Here is an 18,013-nt window from a genome sequence, read left to right as displayed (position 1 = left end):
CGGCTAGGGCTTTCTGCCCAGGACTCCAATGCACAACTGCGTGTAGTGCATAAGCGAATTGTTTTCGAGCGCATCAAGAATTTTGTCCTTGACCTTCTGGTAAGCCGTTCCCTGCAGCGGATACTTCGGCAGTTCCACGCCCACCTTGAAGCCCACTTCACGCACAATGCGGTAAAAGAGATTCGGGCGCATCCAGTCGCCATAATCGTAAACGCATTCAAAACCCGCATCGGTCATGAGCTTTTTCAACTGCGGCATGGTGAACTGCTTTTCCCAACCGGCAAACCACTTGTCCATCGCAATCAGAATATGCTTGATTACGGTGTAAGGGTGAACGGTCTGCGGCACGTCGCACAGGCAGTGACCGCCATGCTTTAGAATGCGGTAATTTTCCTTGATCAGCGGGAGCGAATCCTTAAAATGCTCGGCCAGGCCCTGATGGAACACCAGGTCAAAAGTGCAATCCGGGAACGGAGCCTTGAAGGCATCGCCACGCACAAGCTTCAGGTTATCGTAAAGGTTATCCTTCGCGCGAATGGCGTCCACAATCTTCAAACTGTTTTCAGCGTAATCGAGCACATAGACATCGGCACCCAAGCGGGCCAGTTCGGCACTGTCGCGACCGGTACCGGCGCCCACTTCCAAAACCTTGAGGCCTTCGAGCTTAAAATTCTTCTTAATCGTATTCAACACAGACGGAGACGAAGGGTAAACCTTGTCCATATCGTTCTTCTGTTGCCAAAATCTGTTCCAGACAGACTGATCAGGTTCTTTAATAGACATAGCGTGTAAAATATACTAATTCGGAATTCAAAATTTGGAATTCGATTTTTGCCGTGAGCCGAAAGCGACTCGTATAAACGAGTCGTGACGGCGAGAGTGAGGCTATATCACATTTTTTTGTTAGAAATAGAGCCGAACGGTCTGTAAAGGGGAAAGTTTCCCCCTCGCTTCAGCCACGCCCCGTCAATACCGTGTCTTACGCTACCCCCTCGCCTAAGGGCTCCGCCCCTAAAACCCCACATTAGTCACAAATTTACGACAATAGTTGATTTTTTGAAACAATTTTTCTAAATTTAAAGACAAAATTCATCAAAATGTGACAATATACGGGAAATTTGATACACTTTGCTAATTTTTTACACTTTTGGCACGCATCTTGCTTAAAAAAATACGATATTAAGGATGTAAGGTTATAAAATGCATATTGATTCTACTGATACCACTCTAAAACGTTACCTCGAAGATATTAGACGCACCGCTCCCCTCTCTCGCGAAGAAGAGCAGATTCTGTTCCAGAAAGCCAAAGAAGGCGACAAGATCGCCCGTAAGAAGCTTATTTCTGCCAACATGCGTTTCGTTTTGAAAGTCGCTATTCAATACCGTGGTTGCCCCATTCCGCTGCCGGACTTGGTGAGCGAAGGCGCCATGGGTCTCGTGCGTGCTATCGAATCCTTTGAACACACTCGTGGTCTTAAGTTCATTAGTTACGGCGTGTGGTGGATTAAGGCTTACATTACCCGCGCCATTAACGAACAAGGCAACCTGATTCGCTTGCCGGCCAACCAGCACTTGCGCGTGCGTAAGGCTTTGCACGAACAAAGCCGCGGTAAGGAAATCAACGAAGAAATCCGCGAACTTATCCAGATCGGTCAGCGCGGCGTTTCGTTCGACAGCCCGCTCAAGGCAGACTCCAAGGCGACCTACGCCGAAGTGTTGCCTGACGGCACCGCCACGAACCCGGAAAACGAATCCGAAATCCAGAGCGTCGAAGCTTTGGCCCGCGACCTCATGGAACAGCTTCCGGAACGCGAAGCCAAGGTGATTACCGGCATCTTCGGTATCAACCAGGAAGCTCCGCAGACACTTCGCGAAGTGGGCGAATCCATGAACATCTCCCACGAACGTGTCCGTCAGCTGCGCGACCAGGCACTCCGCCGCATCCGCAAGTACAACAGCAAGGAATTCTTGCAAGACAAGAAGGACGCCTTCCTAGCAGCCATTAATAAGTAGCGAGCCGAGCGTCGCGCGCAAACCAAAGACTTGCGCATGACCGAGGCGAAGCACTTATGGATGCAAAGCATCAATAAGTAATGGCAGCTCGATGACGCACGGGGCTCCGCCCCCTGGACCCCTTTTCCATATTCGGGCAACAATCTAAAACCATTTAACGTCTGAAGATAATTCAGACGTTTTCTTTTATGCTTATACAAAAAGTGACCGCCGAAGGCGATCACTTTTCATTTTTTTGCTCAGAACTCGTAACTGAGTACTATTAACTGCGGCGCAGCCGCCCCTACTTCTTGTGTTTCTTGCGGCGAACGCCCCACTTGTCCTTGATTTCTTCGACAATCTTCTTGTCTTCGTAGCGGACAACCATCTTGAACTGCACGGTGTACACGCCCGTCCCAACGAAGCGTCCCTTGTGATCCTTGAAGTTCCAGTTCACAAAGACCTTCTTGTCGGTTTCAAGGCAGTTACCACCGAACTTCGGGCTTTCGCAAGGCACCGTAATAATGGTGTCGTTCACGTACTGGCCCAAGTGATCGAAGTAGTTCACGATGAACGAGATGTACACATCTTCAGGCTTCAAGGAATCAAGCACGGACGGGTCGTACGTACCGTCAGAAGAAACCTGGGCGCGGTCAAGAAGCTGCGGCACAAAGCGTTCGCCCAACTGCACCAACTGTCCAAGCGCCCCTTCTTTTTCCATGTCTTCCTTGGTGGTCGAGCCCGGCACGTAGCGCAGGTTCACCGAGCTTACGGTCTGCAACGTGTAGCTCTTGCCGTCAGAATCTTCCCTCGGAGTGTCGTCATTGACATCGAAGGTACCCATCTGAGTGGCTTCGACCAAGTGGTTCAGGAGACCTCCGATAATGACCGCCTGCGGGTTTTCGCCAGCGATATTGCCGTAGTTATCCTTGATCGCATCCTTAAGACCCTTGTGAACCACAATGGAGTCACCCGGCATGATCGTTCCGTCGCTTCCGTTAAAGACAAGCTTTGCAGTAAGGCCATCTGGAGACCAGTCTATTCTCGTCGGGTTCAGTTCGATTGTTTCTTCGCCATGAATGTAAGAGAAGAAATCCTTACCCTTCAGGTTCTTCGTGCGAATCGGTTCCGAGAATCTGATTTCAAGCGTATCGGCCTTCTTGCCATAACTGAGCGTTGCGCTTGCCACGACCGGCGCCATCTTGTCAACCAGCGGAGCGACGTCTTCGTTCACGAAGGTTTCGCCAAAGATCCTGTAGTAGGTATAGATAGTTGCCTGCGGCAAGTTCTCAGAGATGCTCGTGACGCCGGAAGCAAGTTTCGTCGTCGAGAACACGTCCCAAATAACACGGGTCGGATCCTTCGGATCGATTTTCATGTTTTCAGGCTGAGCCTGCAGCTGGATCATCATTCCGCGATAGCTATACCACGGGAACGACATGTACAAGGATTCGTCCACGTCATCCTTTGTCAACTTCTTGTCGAACACGGCCACAACCTGGTCGAGAACGCCATCGCCATCGGTATCCCAGTATTCCACATTCTGGATCATCGGGAATCTGTCAACCACCTGGACAGGAACTTCGCGTTCGTATTCGTCAGAGGTGATGTACGGCAAATTCGTGAAGGTTGCCCCCGGATAGAGCGACACGCTATCCTTGTCACTACCCTTCAGCTTGAAGTTCTTGCCAACCAGAATCACGATATCCTTGGCAGGCATGTAGACCTTCTTGATCTGGTCCACATCGAAGCCGTAGCGTTCAGCGCTCTGCTTGATCATGACCAGCATTTCGGGCATACCGATGTCCACCGGGAACAGGTCAATGTTATACTGCAAGAACAGCGAGTCAAGACCGTTTACGTTGCGAATAGCGTAGGCGTCCTTAATGACATTGCTACCCACTTCCACAATCGAGGCCTCGCGCACATAGGTTGCGCCATCGCTAGCCTTGTCGCCATAGGTCACCAAGGCCTTGGCATCCTTCGGGAATTCACCCACGCCCGGCAAGGTAAGATACTTATCCACACGAGAAACCAAAATACGATCGCCAGCCGCATTCAGCTTCGGATCCACGCAATCAAGCGTATCCTTACCAAGCACAAGCTTCACTCCATCCAGGTAGTAGTTGCTCGACAAGGTGTCATCCAACAAGATTTCCACATAGTCCAAAGCCATATCGCCATCAGTATCCTTGATGTAGCCGACACGGGTATCTGGAATCGGGTCGTAGAAGTTGATATTGTCAATGATGATCATTTCATTGCCACCATACACCTTGATCGAACCGCCCTGAACCACTTCGTCTGCCGTCACGAAAATCGTCACGGAGCCGTCAGCGTTAACCACCAGGGATTCGTTCTTGGAGCCGTCCGTCGGGTCAACCAGCTTCACGCCCGTCTTCGAAACGAAGCGGAGCGAATCCGGAGAGTCAAAATATTCCTTGACCTTGTCCTTATCCAAAGTAATGGCAACGACATCGCCCACCTTGGCAGAATCCAGGCCGGAATTATAGTGCAAATCCATCGGAATTCCCTTGGGGTCATTCGTCAGCAGGTAATGGTTGCCATTGATCGCCACCACCTTCGGGTTGCTCGGATCGGGATCCGTGGGAACAAGGACCACCGTCTTCGAGACAAGAGAATCACCCTTTTCAAAGTCATCGGCAGACGGGTATTCGTCAAAGCCCGTACCCGGATCTTCATCATAGTCTTCAGCACCGAAATACACTCTCGAAGAACTGGAACCGTCGCCTTCGTCTTCTCCACTTCCGATTGTACGGCTCGAAGAGGACTTATCGCCAACATCTTCACCGTTACCCTGTTCGCTACTGCTAGAACCGTTACCATTGCTGTTGCTGCTGGAATGTCCGCCGTTTCCACCAGAGCTCAAGTTCGAATCGCCGGCGCTGCTGGTACCGTCGTTGCCACTGCTACCGTTGTCATTACCGGAGCTGCTTCCATTGCTATTGGAACTACCACCATTGCTATTGGAACTACCGCCATTGCTATTGGAACTGCCTCCATTACTATTGGAGCTACCGCCGTTACTATTGGAACTTCCGTCGTTGCTGCCAGAGCTAGAAGCGTCGCCACCGGAGCTATTGCCATTGCCTGCAGAGCTCAAGTTGGTGCCGCTACTAGAATTGCCATTGTTGCCGGAGCTAGAGCCGTTATTGGAGCTGCTAGACTTTGCACTGCTAGACGATTCATGGTATTCCACCAGCGAAGAACTACTCTGGGAGTCGCTAGAAACTTCTTCATCGCTACCCGTATGACCGCCTTCACGAATCACGCCCACACCCGAAAGCGGAGCCAAATCATCAAGGTAGTTGTCGATCCACTGCACATGAATCAACACGTTGTCGTTAATCATCTTCTTCGGGTTTGCCGCATAGTCCACAAAGATCATATGACCCGTATTAGACGCCACAAAAAGGTGACCATAGCCATCGGTGGTTCCCTGGTCCAAACGCCAGCCCACACCCGGAGTTCTCGGGCCCGTCAAGTTTTCATTTCTTTCTTCGAAGAAATATGTACGCAAATCAATTTCAGCAATCTTCTTCGCCGTGACTTTACCGTTTTCATAAGACGGCTTGATCTGCACAATCTTGGAACCACCGAACACGAAAATGGTCTTGGAATACGTATCGTAGGCGCCGCCATGTGCACCTTCCAAGGAGTCAATCAAAGATTTCGTTCCGACTTTAGTAATGACCTTTTCGCCAATTTTACCACCAATCTGGGACTGGTTTTCTCTAGTCACCGTCGTCCAAGTCGTATCGGTAAATACACCGAAATAGGCCTTTTTATTTTCTTGGCCTCGTCTTTCTGCAGAACACGCCCTGGTACCACCGCTCGATTCGCAACCACCACCCAAATAATCAGAATACGTAAAGAAGGCCGTACCTTCGCCATCCCAAATCACAGTAGCTAATTTCTTGTCGTTATGGCGATCCGGTTCCTTAGGCACAAGTTCTACCTGGTGACCAATGTCAGCAAAGTTCTTGGTAGCCGAATCCATTGCCGTCGAGAATCGGTACAAGTAGCCCGGAATACCGGCGGCCCACAACCATTTTTGATTGGGATCCATCATCAAATGCCAGAAACCGCCCTTCTGCGTTGCAGGAGTCGAGGTTTTCACAAGGCATTTTCCAGAGCCTGTGGCCTTGGCGGTCTTGTTCACTTTATAAATCTTTTCGCCCTGACCAGCCACCAACAGGTCGCCATCAGGATGGTGCACGATACCATCGGCACCCTTCACGTTATCGCCTTCTGTACAAAGCGTCTTCTTGTCAGAAGGTTTCATCAGCAAGTAACCCGCACCATTATACTGGTAGCTGATGCTCTTGACGCGGTCGTTCTGTTCGTACTTGGTATAGTACAGCGTAGCCTTGGTAGCAGCATGCGGCACGATATCGCCGATCTGCTGAATCCAAATACCCGTCGCCGGATTTTCCGGGGTAGGATAATCTACATCTGCAGCATAGCTTACCGCCGCAGACAACAAAAGCATTGAAATGTATTTTGCCGTATTTCTCATGTTCTTACCCTCGAAAAAAATCCTTATTTAGCCCTCTTAGAAGAGATACCCCATCTAAAGATTCTTTCAACTTTAAAGTCATCCTTTGCTCCGTAAACCTTTACTCTGAACTTTGCAAGATAAATACCGGCGCCCACCTTACGGCCATTGTCGGCACGCATGTTCCAGCGAACATAGAGTTTGTCCGGATTTTCAAGGCAGTTGCCATCGAAGAACGGGTCATCGCAAGCAATACTGCCCGAAGCGCCTCCAACGTAGTTGCCAATATTCGTATACACGTAGAGTTCCCAATGGAGTCCGATATCTTCCATATTCGGCACAGCCAGGCCCTTGTCATCTTTACCCATAATGGTCGAATAGCCGATATCCATGAGCACGCCCAGCGAAGACTGGTCAGAGGCTTCCTTGGCATCCTTCACATGTTCAATCGTAAACGGCTTCACGCGGTCACTGAGTTCTTCAGCCTTGTTCAAGTCCGCAAACGAATTCGTCTTCATAATCACGCGCGGATCGCCTTCCACCATGACAGTCGGAGCAAGTTCAGAAACCTTGTTGCCGCTCTTGTCGACAAGACCGCTCGTGAAGTTATCGAAACGCACTGAGTCTGCAGGATTCATGCGGCTTGCGAGGTCTTCGCCGGCTTCCATGTACAGCATCAATTCGCGACCGTCTTCGCTCCATTCCGAAGACCTCAGGCTGTAATGCACCCAGGCGCCATCGACATAGAAAGCGAGGCAGTCATCGGAAAGATCCACGCCTTTCTTGTCCATCGCTTCGGAGAAGCTGATCTTGAATTTATCCGGTTCCATCATCTGGAAGGATTCCGGATACAGGAACGTCGACGAAATGACCGGAGCCATGTAGTCGTTCATTCCATACATCATTTCTTCTTCGGATTCCTTGCCTTCGACAGAAACCTTGTTTGTAATCGAGGCATAGCCGTATTCTGTCTTGCCGTCCTTTGAATAGGACTTGTCAATTCCCGTCAGCAATTTCTTGATGTCGTATTCTTCGGGATCAAGAGCAAAGCCAAGCAGCGTACCGCCTTCCGAAATCTCGAGGTCGGCAATGTTCGGCTTGATGGCCACCAATTCGCCGTCGTTGTCGAGCCAGTAGAAGGTAATGTCCATCTTCTTGAGGTCTTCCTCGGTGATCGGGGTTTCAAAGCCAAGCGAGGTAGAGTCCATGCGGCCATCGCCATCGCGGTCATAGAATCCGTTCTTGTCGTTGTCCACATAAATGCGGCCAGCATTCTGCACAGGGACTTCCTGGTTGTTCTTGCTTGTCGGTACACCGTCAGCGGCAGTCAGGATTCCATCGGGGCATTCCTTGCTGCTGCAGATGGTTTCAATCTTGAGCATGTCACCCACAGACACAACGCCTGATTCCACGGTGAATACCCACTGGGTTCCCTTCTTGGAGATTGCATCCACGTCGATTGATTCGCCATTGAGTTTCAATCCGCGACCGCTTGTCCAAGACGGATCCATATCCTTGTTGAAGCGAACGATCAAGGTATCCGTCCCGTCATTGCCCTTGACCAAGGTGGCCGTCTGAATGGCTGCGCCAATGCTATCGGCAAGAGCCGTCGTGAGCGTGTCACAGCGGTTACCCACCGAGCACACAAAAGCCTTTACGACACCCTTCGCATCGTCACCCTGAATTTCAACCTTGACATCGGGCAATCCATAGACATCGCCATCTTGCTTGACATCGCCACTGTACTTTTCAAAGGACTTGTCGCTCGGCCAGCTGTAGAAGAAATCATTCACATCCATGGAATCGGTCTTGCCGCCGAACCAGGTCGCAATGCTGTCGCCAATACCATCGCCGTCGGTATCGTAAATGGCGGCGTTATCGAGAGTCGGCATGTCAGGATTCACGAACTGGTATTCACCCGGGAACGGATCGCTCAGAATGAATTCATTGTTACGCAGGCTATCCGGGAACGCATTCATGCTGAACGTCGAACCGTCGGTAATGGCCTTGCTCGCAACCACCAGGAACCGGCCCTTGCCGTTTTCAATATTTAAGCGAATGGTGTTGTCACTTAGCTTCAGGTTTACTCCACCATCGCTCAAAAACTCCAGGTTTTCGCTTTCGCCGAAAGCCTTGAAATAGAAAGTTTTCGTCAGAGTCGAATCGACTCGTCCCTTTGCCGGGCCAATCGGGACAATCGCTTCGACATCGACATGCATGGTATCGCCCACTTCGTACTGGAGCTTGGATGCATCGGTCACTTCCTTGCCCTTCACAATGTACTTGAGGTACGGCACGTAGAAGTTGTAGACCAGGCTTACGATCGGATCCGTTGCCGATTCGTCTTCGGCAGTACCGAGCATGAGGTTGTAAAGCTTATAGCGACTTCCGACGCGCAGTTTCACGAGACCGGAGTCCTCATCGGCTTTTACGGGCTCCATGTTGTGAACGACAGAGGAATCTTCCGAAAGTTCAAGAGTCAAGGTGTCGCGACCATAGTCCTTTTCTTGCGGAGCGTAGATAAAGAACGAAGCACCCTTGATGGCGTTTTTCTTGACAAGGTCGGCTTTGGGCGGAACCACGTAAAGAATGGCGCCTCGGGTTTCCGAGATACGGTAATACTTGCAACGCACGTCGGGCTTGCCACTGTAGTCAATGCAATCAATAGATTCAAGCGCAAAAGCCCCCGCTGCAAGACAAAGCAACGCGAACAACATCAGCGAAAGAATATGATTTTTTACAGACTGCATTATGACCTCTACAATTGGCTCCACTTACGCAAAGAAAACTTTGCATAACATATACTCCAAAGATATGATTTTTTTTTAGAAAACGGACAACAAAAATTTACGTTGTGATACGAATCGCAAGATATTTTCAAATTTGTTTATTCCAAGTTGGAATAAGTATTTGCAAGGTCTGTAACGATATCGTCCATAAAAATCCAGCCGCGTCCTTCAAGGCGCAAGCAAGATTTACTTTGTAACAAATTTGACAGATTTCCGTGCTTTAAGAAGCCCTTCGAAATCCAGCGTTCGCACACTGATTTATCCAAGGCAATTCCCATTTTTTCAAGATCTTCAGTCGAAATTCCCCTAGATTGCCGAAGAGAGAGCCACAAAAGCTCCATAATTTCGTCTTCACGCCTCAGCCGGTCAAACGAAAGCATCGATTCCGGGCAGCCCGACTTGACATAGTCGCGCCACCGGGGGTAAATTTCGGGAGCATAATAGCGCACCGCATGCAAATAACTGTGGGCACCAGGGCCAAAGCCCGCATATTCGCCCCGATTCCAGTAATTCTGGTTATGGGCACTTTCAAAACCGGGCCGTGCAAAGTTCGATACCTCGTAGCGTTCAAAGCCCTTGCGTTTCAGGATTTCGACACCGCTCATGTACATGGGCTCGTAAAGGTCTTCGTTTACGGCAAGTTCCCCGCGATCCACGCGATGCCCGAGCCTCGAGCGGGGCGAGACATTCAACCCGTAAAAGCTCACATGGTTCAGCGGGAAATCCGAAAGGCGGTCCACATCGGCCAAGAAGCCCTCGACCGTCTGCCCCGGCAAATCAAACATCAAGTCCGCATTCACTTGCAAGTTCGACGTGCATGTCAGCAAATTCAAGGCCTCGAGCCCAGCCTCTACCGAATGGGAACGCCCGACCAATTTCAACAAATTAGCGTCGAACGTCTGAATTCCAAGACTGATGCGGTTTACGCCCAGTTCCACGGCATTTTGTACGGACTGGCGACTAGTCGACTCCGGATTGAACTCCATGGAAACTTCGTTCAATTTGGATATATCGAGCCCTACCGAAGCAAGGCACTCAAAAATCCGGTGCAAAAATTCTGCCGGTAGTTCCGACGGGGTTCCCCCACCCAGGTAGAGCGTTCGAGCCGAGGCAAGCAGCCCCGGGTTCCCCCCTTCAAAACTTACAATTTGCTTACATAACAAGTCCGTGTACTCGGCAAAAATTTTCGATTGCGACGGCATTACGCGAAAATCGCAATAATCGCAAACTTTTTTGCAGAAAGGCACGTGAATATAAACACAAAACATCTTTTACAAACGAATAAAATTATTACAAAAAACCTTTTTTATAAAATTTAGATTATATAAATGTATATGGACAACAAGCAACTAAATAAAATCAAGAAAAAATTGAAGAAGCGGCTCCCGCTCCTGATTTTCTTGACGTTGTCCACCGCTATCTTCTTTTTGGCATCGACCCTCCTTTTAGACGAATCGTACAAAGATATCATCATTATTGCCATGATTTGGGCGTTGCCTCTATTTATCCACTGAAGGTGCTATGGCCATTACCCGATTAACGCAGCGTAAGTGCAAAGCGATCGCTTTCTATATCTTGAGTTGGGTGATTTTCACCTTAAGTGCCTCGGCCCTTTTGACGTACGGCGCCGGAAACGGTTTCGACCCGACACGCATGCTCTTCATGCTGCAGCTGTCTCTTTTGACAGGACTTTCGCACGCTATTTACGACGTAATTATTTTGCAAGACGAAATGGACAAACGCCCTGTTGCGGCAGCCCTGATTATTCGTTCCTGTTTTTTCTTGGCAAGCATTTGCGCGAACCTGACGCTATGCATTCTGATTTGGGATATCGACCGCAGCGAAGGCCTTATTAACGAAGCCGCCCTGCAACACATGCTGAACTTTTTCAAGCAGCCGAAAAACCACATTCTGATTTTCGAACTGTTCATGCTCGGGCACCTGATTACCTTTATCCGTTCCGTGCACAAGAAGTTCGGGACCCGCGTCTTTATGAACACCTTGCTCGGCAAGAATCAGGACCCCAAAGAAGAAGACTTGATATTCATGTTCATTGACATGAAGCATTCCACCGAGATTGCCGAAGAACTCGGACACGTAAAGTACAGCAACTTTATTCGTGACTACTACCGCCTGCTTTCGAACTGCTGCGAAGAAAACCATGGCGAGATTTACCAAATTGCAGGCGACGGCGTTTTCTTGACTTGGAAAACCAGCGACTGCAAACGCGCCGCGCGCCCGCTGGATTGCTTTTACGATTTTGCCGAATGCCTGGAACGCACCGCATACAAATTCAAAAAACGCTACGGGATTGTTCCCGCATTCAAGGCAGCCGCCCACTGCGGAAAAGTAATCTCTACCGAAGTCGGGAACTTCGGAAGCGAAATGGCCTACCACGGCGACGTGCTGAACACCACTTCAAGAATCCAGACACTTTGCTCCAAGCTCGGGCAGGACTTTTTGATTTCGGAAGACTTATATATGAGACTTCCCCTGCCGCTCCCCCACGGTTTTTTGAGCGTAAAGGCCGGATTTTTCGAATTACGCGGAAAAAAGAACGGAATTTTGATTTTTTCTCTGCATAAGCCCTTGACATAGTGAATTTATTATTCTATAATTGGGCTACCCCGCGGGAATAGCTCAGTTGGTAGAGCACGACCTTGCCAAGGTCGGGGTCGAGGGTCCGAGTCCCTTTTCCCGCTCTAAAAAAAGAAAAGCCACCTATCAGGTGGCTTTCTTTTTTTTATAACACGGGAAGGGACCGGACCCGAGACCCCTTGGGGGAGAGGGTGCGGCATAATTTGGCTCATGCACGAAGTGCGAAGAGGCAAATTATGAGCTTGAGGCAAGCGCAGCTTGCATCGAGCCCGTAGGGCGGCAAGCCAGCCGCGCAAAGCTCGGGGACTGGCGCAGCCGCAGTCCCTTTCTCAAGCGACAATCCCTTTTGACGCCTGCGGCGTCCGCAGCGTCACTCGGTCATGACAAAATGCGAGCATTTTGTCGCGACACTCGTTTAGCACGCTTTTCCTGCTCTAAAAAAAGAAAAGCTTTAAAACAAACCTCAAATTACGAACAAATTCCTAAAAACGAAAAGTGCCTCACTCTCACCTTCGTCGCCAGCTTGCGCTTGGCGACTACGGTTCATTTAGGCAGCCTTCACAGTTTCCACGACCTTGGCAAAGGATGCCGGATCGGCGACGGCGGTTACAAGACCGCATGCGAAGTTCTGCAAGAAATCATGGTCAGCGGTTCTTCGCATGCTCCCACCTAAAGGTGGCCATGTACACTAAGGCCTAAAGGCCAAGTGTCCAAAGGTCGCCTACATCGCCAGCTTACGCCTGGCGACTCCGGCTCACCATGGCCGACGCCCAACTGCAAAAAAGCACCCCGCCCGATTAGGAGCAGGGTGCAATTTCTCGCGTAAAGATGAAGCTATTAGGCAGCCTTCACAGTTTCCACGACCTTGGCAAAGGATGCCGGATCGGCGACGGCCATGTCAGCGAGAACCTTGCGGTTCAGCTTGATGCCCGACTTGGAAAGCTTGTAAATGAACTGGCTGTAGCTGATGCCGAGTTCACGGACAGCGGCATTGAGGCGGACAATCCACAGAGAGCGGAAGTCACCCTTTTTGTCGCGGCGGTGAGCGTAGGCATACTGACCGGCGTGGGACACGGCGTCGATAGCAAGGCGAAGGTTCGACTTGCGACGGCCATAGAAGCCCTTGGCGGCCTTAAGGATTTTTTTGCGGCGTTCGCGGGAAGGAACTCTGGTTTTAGCGCGTGGCATTCTTACACTCCTTATGCAACGACAAGCAGACGCTTGACATGGTAAACATCGACTTTCTTAACGAGAGCGCCCTTACGCAGGTTACGCTTACGCTTCGTGGACATCTTGGCAAGAATGTGGCGCATGCCAGCACGCTTGAACTTGACGTGGCCGGAACCAGTCAGGCGGAAGCGCTTCTTAGCACCGCTGTGTGTTTTCATCTTAGGCATTTTTACCTCTTTAGGTTATTAAGTTGAAGCCTCACCTGCTGCCATGGGCTCGGTTACGGGCTTTGGTGCCTGGGGCTGCTTTTTGGCAGTGCCTGCACCGCGTTTAGGACCGTAAATCGAGAGCATTGTGTTGCCTTCGACTCGCGAATCCATTTCCAAGTCGCCGTACTGGAGCAAGTCTTCCTTAGCGCGCTCCATTAGGCGTTTGCCGTAGTCCATGTGCGCCATTTCGCGCCCACGGAACTGCATAATAAGCTTGACCTTCATGCCATCCTGCAAGAACTCGGCTGCCTGCTTGATCCTGTACTGGTAGTCGTTCTCGGCAGTCTTCGGGTGCATCTTGATTTCTTTAAGCTTCACCACGTGCTGCTTGGCCTTTGCGGCCTTGGCCTTCTTGATCTGTTCAAACTTGTACTTGCCGTAGTTGATGATACGGCATACAGGCGGCTTAGCATTGGGAGACACTTCCACCAGGTCCAGTCCGGCGTCCTTGGCCATCTGGAGAGCCTGTTTGGTATCCATGATGACGGCCTCGCCATCGTCTTTCACAAGACGGATCGGGGAAATGCGAATGTCTTCGTTAATGCGGGTTCCGTCACTCTGTCTGTTCGGCATGCGACGGTCGCGGGGATTTTGTAACGCCAAGTTAAGCTACCTCTAGGTAAAATTGTTATTGTGGCGCTAAATATAGTTTTTTTAATAAAAAATGCAAGAACTTTTTAACGAACCCCTTTGAAAATAGGCGGATTTTTGTATAATTGGACTTGCTCGCGGCGGTAGCTCAATGGTAGAGCCTTAGCCTTCCAAGCTAATGGTTGCCGGTTCGATCCCGGTCCGCCGCTCTTAGACCCCTCACTGAGGGGTCTTCTTTTTATTTGTGAGCCATAAACGACTCGTATTAACGAGTCGTGTTGGCGAGAGCGAGGCGATATCATAAGTTCCAAGATGATTATGAGCCGAGCGGTCTCCATGGGGTCTTTTTTTATTCCCTATTCCCCGAGCAAGTGCATGATCACAGGGCGGTTCTTGCCGGCCTCTGTCTTATGAATCGTGAGTTTTCCGGTGCTGTCGTAGCTGAACTGTTCGCCCACGCGCTCGCCATTTACAAAAGTAAGGCTGTCGCGGAGTACACCGCTCCGGTACCAGTTCCGCATGATTCCGTTTCTCTTGCCGTCCTTCCAGAAGGTTTCACTTGCAAGTCTGCCGCCCATGCTGTCCGGGAAAAAGCTACGGCTTTCCGCAATTTGGCCATCTTTCCAAAGTTCTTCGTAAAGCAACAAACGTCCCGGCTTAACATAACGCACCGTGGCAGGGAATTTTCCGATACTTTGTACAAAATCAACGCTTTGGGCAAGATTACTACTGTCAAGAATGCCATTGACTCCGCCCACGTACGAGGTCTCGGCGCAGAACTTGGCCATATGGCCTTCGCAGGCACCATAAATCACGCCGTCCATGCTCAAATCCACCTCGCGCACCAGTTCACCGCGTTCATCGAACCAGCGCCATACGGAATCACGTTTGCCTTCCCTATTCCAATGTTCCTGTTTCATGCGCGTGCCGTCGGCCCTAAAATAAGTGACTGTCCCGATTAGGGCGCTGTCTTTGCCGGTCGCCCCTTTACCGAGCACCCCCTGTACACGCACGCGGCCCACACCACAATTGGCAGTGTCAACCGATTCACCAAAGCTTTCGTAATACAGCGAAAACGGTCCGTCAAGAATCCCGTTTCTGCAAGTGAATTCTTCAAGCAGGTGACAATCCTTCGAAAAACGTTTCAGGTAAGCCGAATCGCCCGAAGCCGAAACAATTTCGCGTTTGGGATCCCACATGGCGTGACAATTGCCTTCTTGTTGCAAGGCGCCGTTGTCAAACCATTTTTTCCAGATTCCAACCGCCAAGCCATCGTCATTGTAATGCTCCTCAAAAGAACGTTCGCGGTTGTAATGCCAGCCTTCCCAGTCGCCCACCGGGTGATCGTTTTCGTAATAGAGGTAAGCTTCGACTTTCTTGTCGCTAAACAGCGCAGTCCACTTGCCGTCTTTGAGGCCTTTCTTGTAATGCCCGAGCAGGGCCACATCGCCAAAGCCAGTCCAACGCTTGAAGTCGCCATGCGGAACGCCGTCTTTGTACGGAATCTCAAGTTCCTTGATTCCGTCGGTGTACCATTCGTTCCTTTTCAGGATTTCGCCGTCGGGGTAAACCCAGATAGAGGTCTTTTTCGCCCCATTTGCGTGTTCGGCAAGCACTTTTTCTTCGGCACGTTCCACCGTACAGCCCGAAACGAGCATCAAAATTGGCGCAACGAGGCCGAAAAAGGGTATAAAACGAATCGCACACATACCAGTTAAAGTAGAAAAAAGGTAATTTCTAGTTGTGCCAGAGTTAAAGAATAAATCGATTGCCGATACCTTTAACGCAAGAATCCGCTCCCCTTGGGCGTGGGTGGTTTTGGCTGTTGCTATAGGGCTCACAGTTCTGTTCTATTTTTCGCAAAAGCCGCAAATCATCATGTATTCGCGCTATATCAAGACACTTTCCGACTACCAGCTGCAGGAGTCCTACGCCATGCGCGGTATGGAACGCGTGCGAATCGGTTTTGGCATTGACACCGTTTTTGTCCAGGCACAGACCATGACCCTGCGCGAAATTGCAGTTTCGTTCACCCGCGAAATGGACGAAATCAGCCGGGTCGGAGTCAAGGCTCCCCCGCATTCGACCGTCGAACGGTTCGAGCGCGAAGTCCTGGCCAAGGTTTCGAGCATGCGCCGCTACGCGGCAAGCCGCCATGGGTGGCTCGAAAGATTGCAGGCGGTCAACCAGCAAGTGGCAAACCTCCCTGCAAGCGTCCAGATACCCTTGCGCGGGACGCTTGATTCCGCGCGTGCCGGCTACCTGGTCGGAATTGCAGGCCTCGGCGACTCAGTGGTGAACGCCATTCCCGATTCAACCAAGGATGCCATATTCGCCCTGCTCCAGGACAACGAAGAACAGACTCTTGCATGGAGCCGCTTCAACAGCGAACTCGCCGTCATGTACAGCGAAGACCTGATTCAGTTTTTCCAGAGCCAGAGCATGGAAGAAATGTCGCTCAAATCCAAGATTCCCATGGCATTCTACTTCTTGACTCTCGTGCTGATGCTTTCTACCTTCTTCTTTATTTTCAGATCCAAGCAATAAGGAACTCATGCGATTTTACACTTCTAGAAAACCGGCCCTTTTGAATTTTTCCTTGCTGCTGTTTTTTTTGGCAGGATGGCTTTTTTCGTACATCATGCCTGCCCTCAAAGGCTTGATGCAAGAAGAGCACTTGTTCTACGGAACGGTTTCGCATGCCGCTATCCCGAGCATTTTTGGCGGGAGCAACATTCCCTTTTTCGACAAAACTATTTTCCAGATTAACGGCGACGACCAGGCGAATTTTATTCTGTATGCCTCGGAAGACATGCTGAACAACATGGCCGAATGGTACAGTTTCGCCAGCCGCAACGCAGGCGATATTCCGCTTGAAATTTCGGCAAGCCGCATCGATAACAAGACCTTCATTGTCCATAGTCTTGCATCCACCGATGGCGAGATGGACTTTGACACCTTGGTCATAGATTATCAAGTCTACAATGCCTTCATCGGCTGCGCAATTGTACTTGCCTTGGCTCTTGTCTCAGTTATACTGTTTATCCTTTGGATCGTAAAAAAGAGAAAATAGCAAGCAGTTGGCAGAGCTTAGTTGGCAGCAAGCAAACCGTCATTGCGAGGAACGAACGTGACGAAGCAATCCATCCTCATTTTATTGTTAGTTGCATTCTGCTTTGTACAGGCAACCCCGCAATTAGACACCTTGTTTGTCAAATACAGGAACCCTCTCGAAAACGCGTCGTTCATGTTTTCGGCCGGGAACAAATCACCCAACATGCCCGTGGGAGTTTGGCGAGCCAAAGGCAACAAGCCAACAGCCGGAACTATAGTTTGGTTTCACGGCGGCATGACAAGCAACAACTGCCAAAAAGGACTTGTTGCCGGCGGAGCACTTTCTAAAATGATGCCAAACTACACCGTAGTCAGCGCATCGGCCTGCAAACAAAACCATTGGGTCGAGCCCTCCACTATCAATTCTTTAGACGATGCCCTGGACAGCCTTGCCAAGCGCCAAAAGAAAGATATTGCCGAAGTCTCGCTCATCGGAGTTTCGGACGGATCGCTCGGAGTCATCGCCTACTCCATGTGGGGCAAGCGCAAAATCAAAAACCGCATTCTCATGAGTTCGTACGGAGAATCGCTCGGACCGGCAGCACAAGTCGCCGCTCAGGCTCCGTTCAAAAACGGGCATTGGAGATTCATTCAGGGCGGCTCCGACCGGCTCTACCCCGCCGACAAGACCGTCCCCTGGATTCAGGAATTCTGCAAAAACGTAGGCACCGGATGCGACCTCAAATTCGACCCGCAAGGCGAGCATGACTGGAGCTATTGGGAAAACAAGCACAAAGACTGGATTTTAGAGATTTTTTCTAAATAACCCTTGACAAATAGGGCAAAATTTTCAAAATTTGGCTTACCCCACGCGGATGTGGTGGAACTGGTAGACACGCTAGATTCAGGTTCTAGTGCCTGCAAGGGCATGAAGGTTCAAGTCCTTTCATCCGCACTGAAAAACCGTCGAAGCGATTCGGCGGTTTTTTATTTTCTCCCACAGCCCACTTCCTACTGTCTACTGCCTACTT

General features: G+C 50.3%; 14 protein-coding genes and 3 tRNA genes. 8 read left to right on the top strand and 9 right to left on the bottom strand.

The window, feature by feature from the left end; all coding sequences use genetic code 11:
- Positions 1 to 3 precede the first annotated feature (3 nt).
- Positions 4 to 783, bottom strand: a complete 780-nt coding sequence (locus tag B7988_RS00785) for a class I SAM-dependent methyltransferase (RefSeq protein ID WP_073318463.1) — start codon at positions 781 to 783, stop codon at positions 4 to 6.
- Positions 784 to 1,200: 417 nt separating this feature from the next.
- On the opposite strand from B7988_RS00785, the gene B7988_RS00780 reads away from it, so the two are divergent.
- Positions 1,201 to 2,013: an RNA polymerase sigma factor RpoD/SigA gene (locus tag B7988_RS00780; protein WP_072800257.1), complete on the top strand. Its 813-nt coding sequence runs from the start codon at positions 1,201 to 1,203 to the stop codon at positions 2,011 to 2,013.
- A 283-nt stretch (positions 2,014 to 2,296) separates the two neighbouring features.
- Here the strand turns inward: B7988_RS00780 and B7988_RS00775 are convergent, their stop codons facing one another.
- The 3 genes from B7988_RS00775 to hemW form a co-directional block, all read right to left on the bottom strand.
- Positions 2,297 to 6,532, bottom strand: a complete 4,236-nt coding sequence (locus B7988_RS00775) for a hypothetical protein (protein ID WP_170930501.1) — start codon at positions 6,530 to 6,532, stop codon at positions 2,297 to 2,299.
- 23 nt (positions 6,533 to 6,555) lie between these two features.
- On the bottom strand, positions 6,556 to 9,261 hold the full coding sequence (locus B7988_RS00770; RefSeq protein ID WP_141225512.1) for a hypothetical protein: 2,706 nt from the start codon (positions 9,259 to 9,261) through the stop codon (positions 6,556 to 6,558).
- A gap of 137 nt (positions 9,262 to 9,398) precedes the next feature.
- Complete coding sequence (hemW, locus tag B7988_RS00765) at positions 9,399 to 10,568, bottom strand: radical SAM family heme chaperone HemW (protein ID WP_088656479.1); 1,170 nt, start codon at positions 10,566 to 10,568, stop codon at positions 9,399 to 9,401.
- Positions 10,569 to 10,821: 253 nt separating this feature from the next.
- Here hemW and B7988_RS00755 point away from each other — a divergent pair, with 253 nt between their 5' ends.
- Both B7988_RS00755 and B7988_RS00750 read left to right on the top strand, forming a co-directional pair.
- A complete protein-coding gene (locus B7988_RS00755; RefSeq protein ID WP_088656478.1) occupies positions 10,822 to 11,898 on the top strand; it encodes an adenylate/guanylate cyclase domain-containing protein in 1,077 nt (358 codons plus the stop codon).
- Positions 11,899 to 11,929: 31 nt separating this feature from the next.
- Positions 11,930 to 12,002, top strand: a tRNA-Gly gene (locus B7988_RS00750).
- 733 nt (positions 12,003 to 12,735) lie between these two features.
- Here B7988_RS00750 and rplT read toward each other — a convergent pair.
- The 3 genes from rplT to infC are packed head-to-tail and all read right to left on the bottom strand — an operon-like array spanning position 12,736 to position 13,940.
- Positions 12,736 to 13,086 carry a 50S ribosomal protein L20 gene (gene rplT / locus B7988_RS00745; protein WP_073318484.1) on the bottom strand — a complete coding sequence of 117 codons (351 nt, stop codon included), beginning with the start codon at positions 13,084 to 13,086 and terminating at the stop codon, positions 12,736 to 12,738.
- An 11-nt stretch (positions 13,087 to 13,097) separates the two neighbouring features.
- Positions 13,098 to 13,295, bottom strand: coding sequence for a 50S ribosomal protein L35 (gene rpmI, locus B7988_RS00740; protein ID WP_072800243.1), 198 nt, complete (start codon positions 13,293 to 13,295; stop codon positions 13,098 to 13,100).
- An 18-nt stretch (positions 13,296 to 13,313) separates the two neighbouring features.
- Positions 13,314 to 13,940, bottom strand: coding sequence for a translation initiation factor IF-3 (gene infC, locus B7988_RS00735; protein ID WP_249268781.1), 627 nt, complete (start codon positions 13,938 to 13,940; stop codon positions 13,314 to 13,316).
- A gap of 125 nt (positions 13,941 to 14,065) precedes the next feature.
- On the opposite strand from infC, the gene B7988_RS00730 reads away from it, so the two are divergent.
- A tRNA-Gly gene (locus B7988_RS00730) sits at positions 14,066 to 14,137 on the top strand.
- Between the two features lie 147 nt (positions 14,138 to 14,284).
- On the opposite strand, the gene B7988_RS00725 is transcribed toward B7988_RS00730, so the two are convergent.
- Positions 14,285 to 15,586: a hypothetical protein gene (locus B7988_RS00725; RefSeq protein ID WP_088656580.1), complete on the bottom strand. Its 1,302-nt coding sequence runs from the start codon at positions 15,584 to 15,586 to the stop codon at positions 14,285 to 14,287.
- A gap of 85 nt (positions 15,587 to 15,671) precedes the next feature.
- On the opposite strand from B7988_RS00725, the gene B7988_RS00720 reads away from it, so the two are divergent.
- Complete coding sequence (locus B7988_RS00720) at positions 15,672 to 16,475, top strand: hypothetical protein (RefSeq protein ID WP_141225510.1); 804 nt, start codon at positions 15,672 to 15,674, stop codon at positions 16,473 to 16,475.
- Between the two features lie 94 nt (positions 16,476 to 16,569).
- Positions 16,570 to 17,001, top strand: a complete 432-nt coding sequence (locus B7988_RS00715; RefSeq protein WP_170930500.1) for a hypothetical protein — start codon at positions 16,570 to 16,572, stop codon at positions 16,999 to 17,001.
- A gap of 17 nt (positions 17,002 to 17,018) precedes the next feature.
- Here B7988_RS00715 and B7988_RS00710 read toward each other — a convergent pair whose 3' ends face one another.
- Entirely contained in the window at positions 17,019 to 17,231 is a 213-nt protein-coding gene (locus B7988_RS00710) for a hypothetical protein (RefSeq protein ID WP_088656475.1), read from the bottom strand.
- 46 nt (positions 17,232 to 17,277) lie between these two features.
- Between B7988_RS00710 and B7988_RS00705 the strand changes: the two genes are divergently transcribed.
- Together B7988_RS00705 and B7988_RS00700 are read left to right on the top strand one after the other, a co-directional pair.
- Positions 17,278 to 17,808 (top strand): hypothetical protein, encoded by a 531-nt coding sequence (locus B7988_RS00705; RefSeq protein WP_139260995.1) that lies wholly within the window; start codon positions 17,278 to 17,280, stop codon positions 17,806 to 17,808.
- 45 nt (positions 17,809 to 17,853) lie between these two features.
- Positions 17,854 to 17,937 (top strand) — tRNA-Leu (locus tag B7988_RS00700).
- The last annotated feature ends 76 nt before the right edge of the window (positions 17,938 to 18,013 follow it).

The organism is Fibrobacter sp. UWB1 (assembly GCF_002210325.1).
Taxonomy (GTDB): Bacteria; Fibrobacterota; Fibrobacteria; order Fibrobacterales; family Fibrobacteraceae; genus Fibrobacter.
This window is presented reverse-complemented; position numbering and strand designations above follow the sequence as displayed.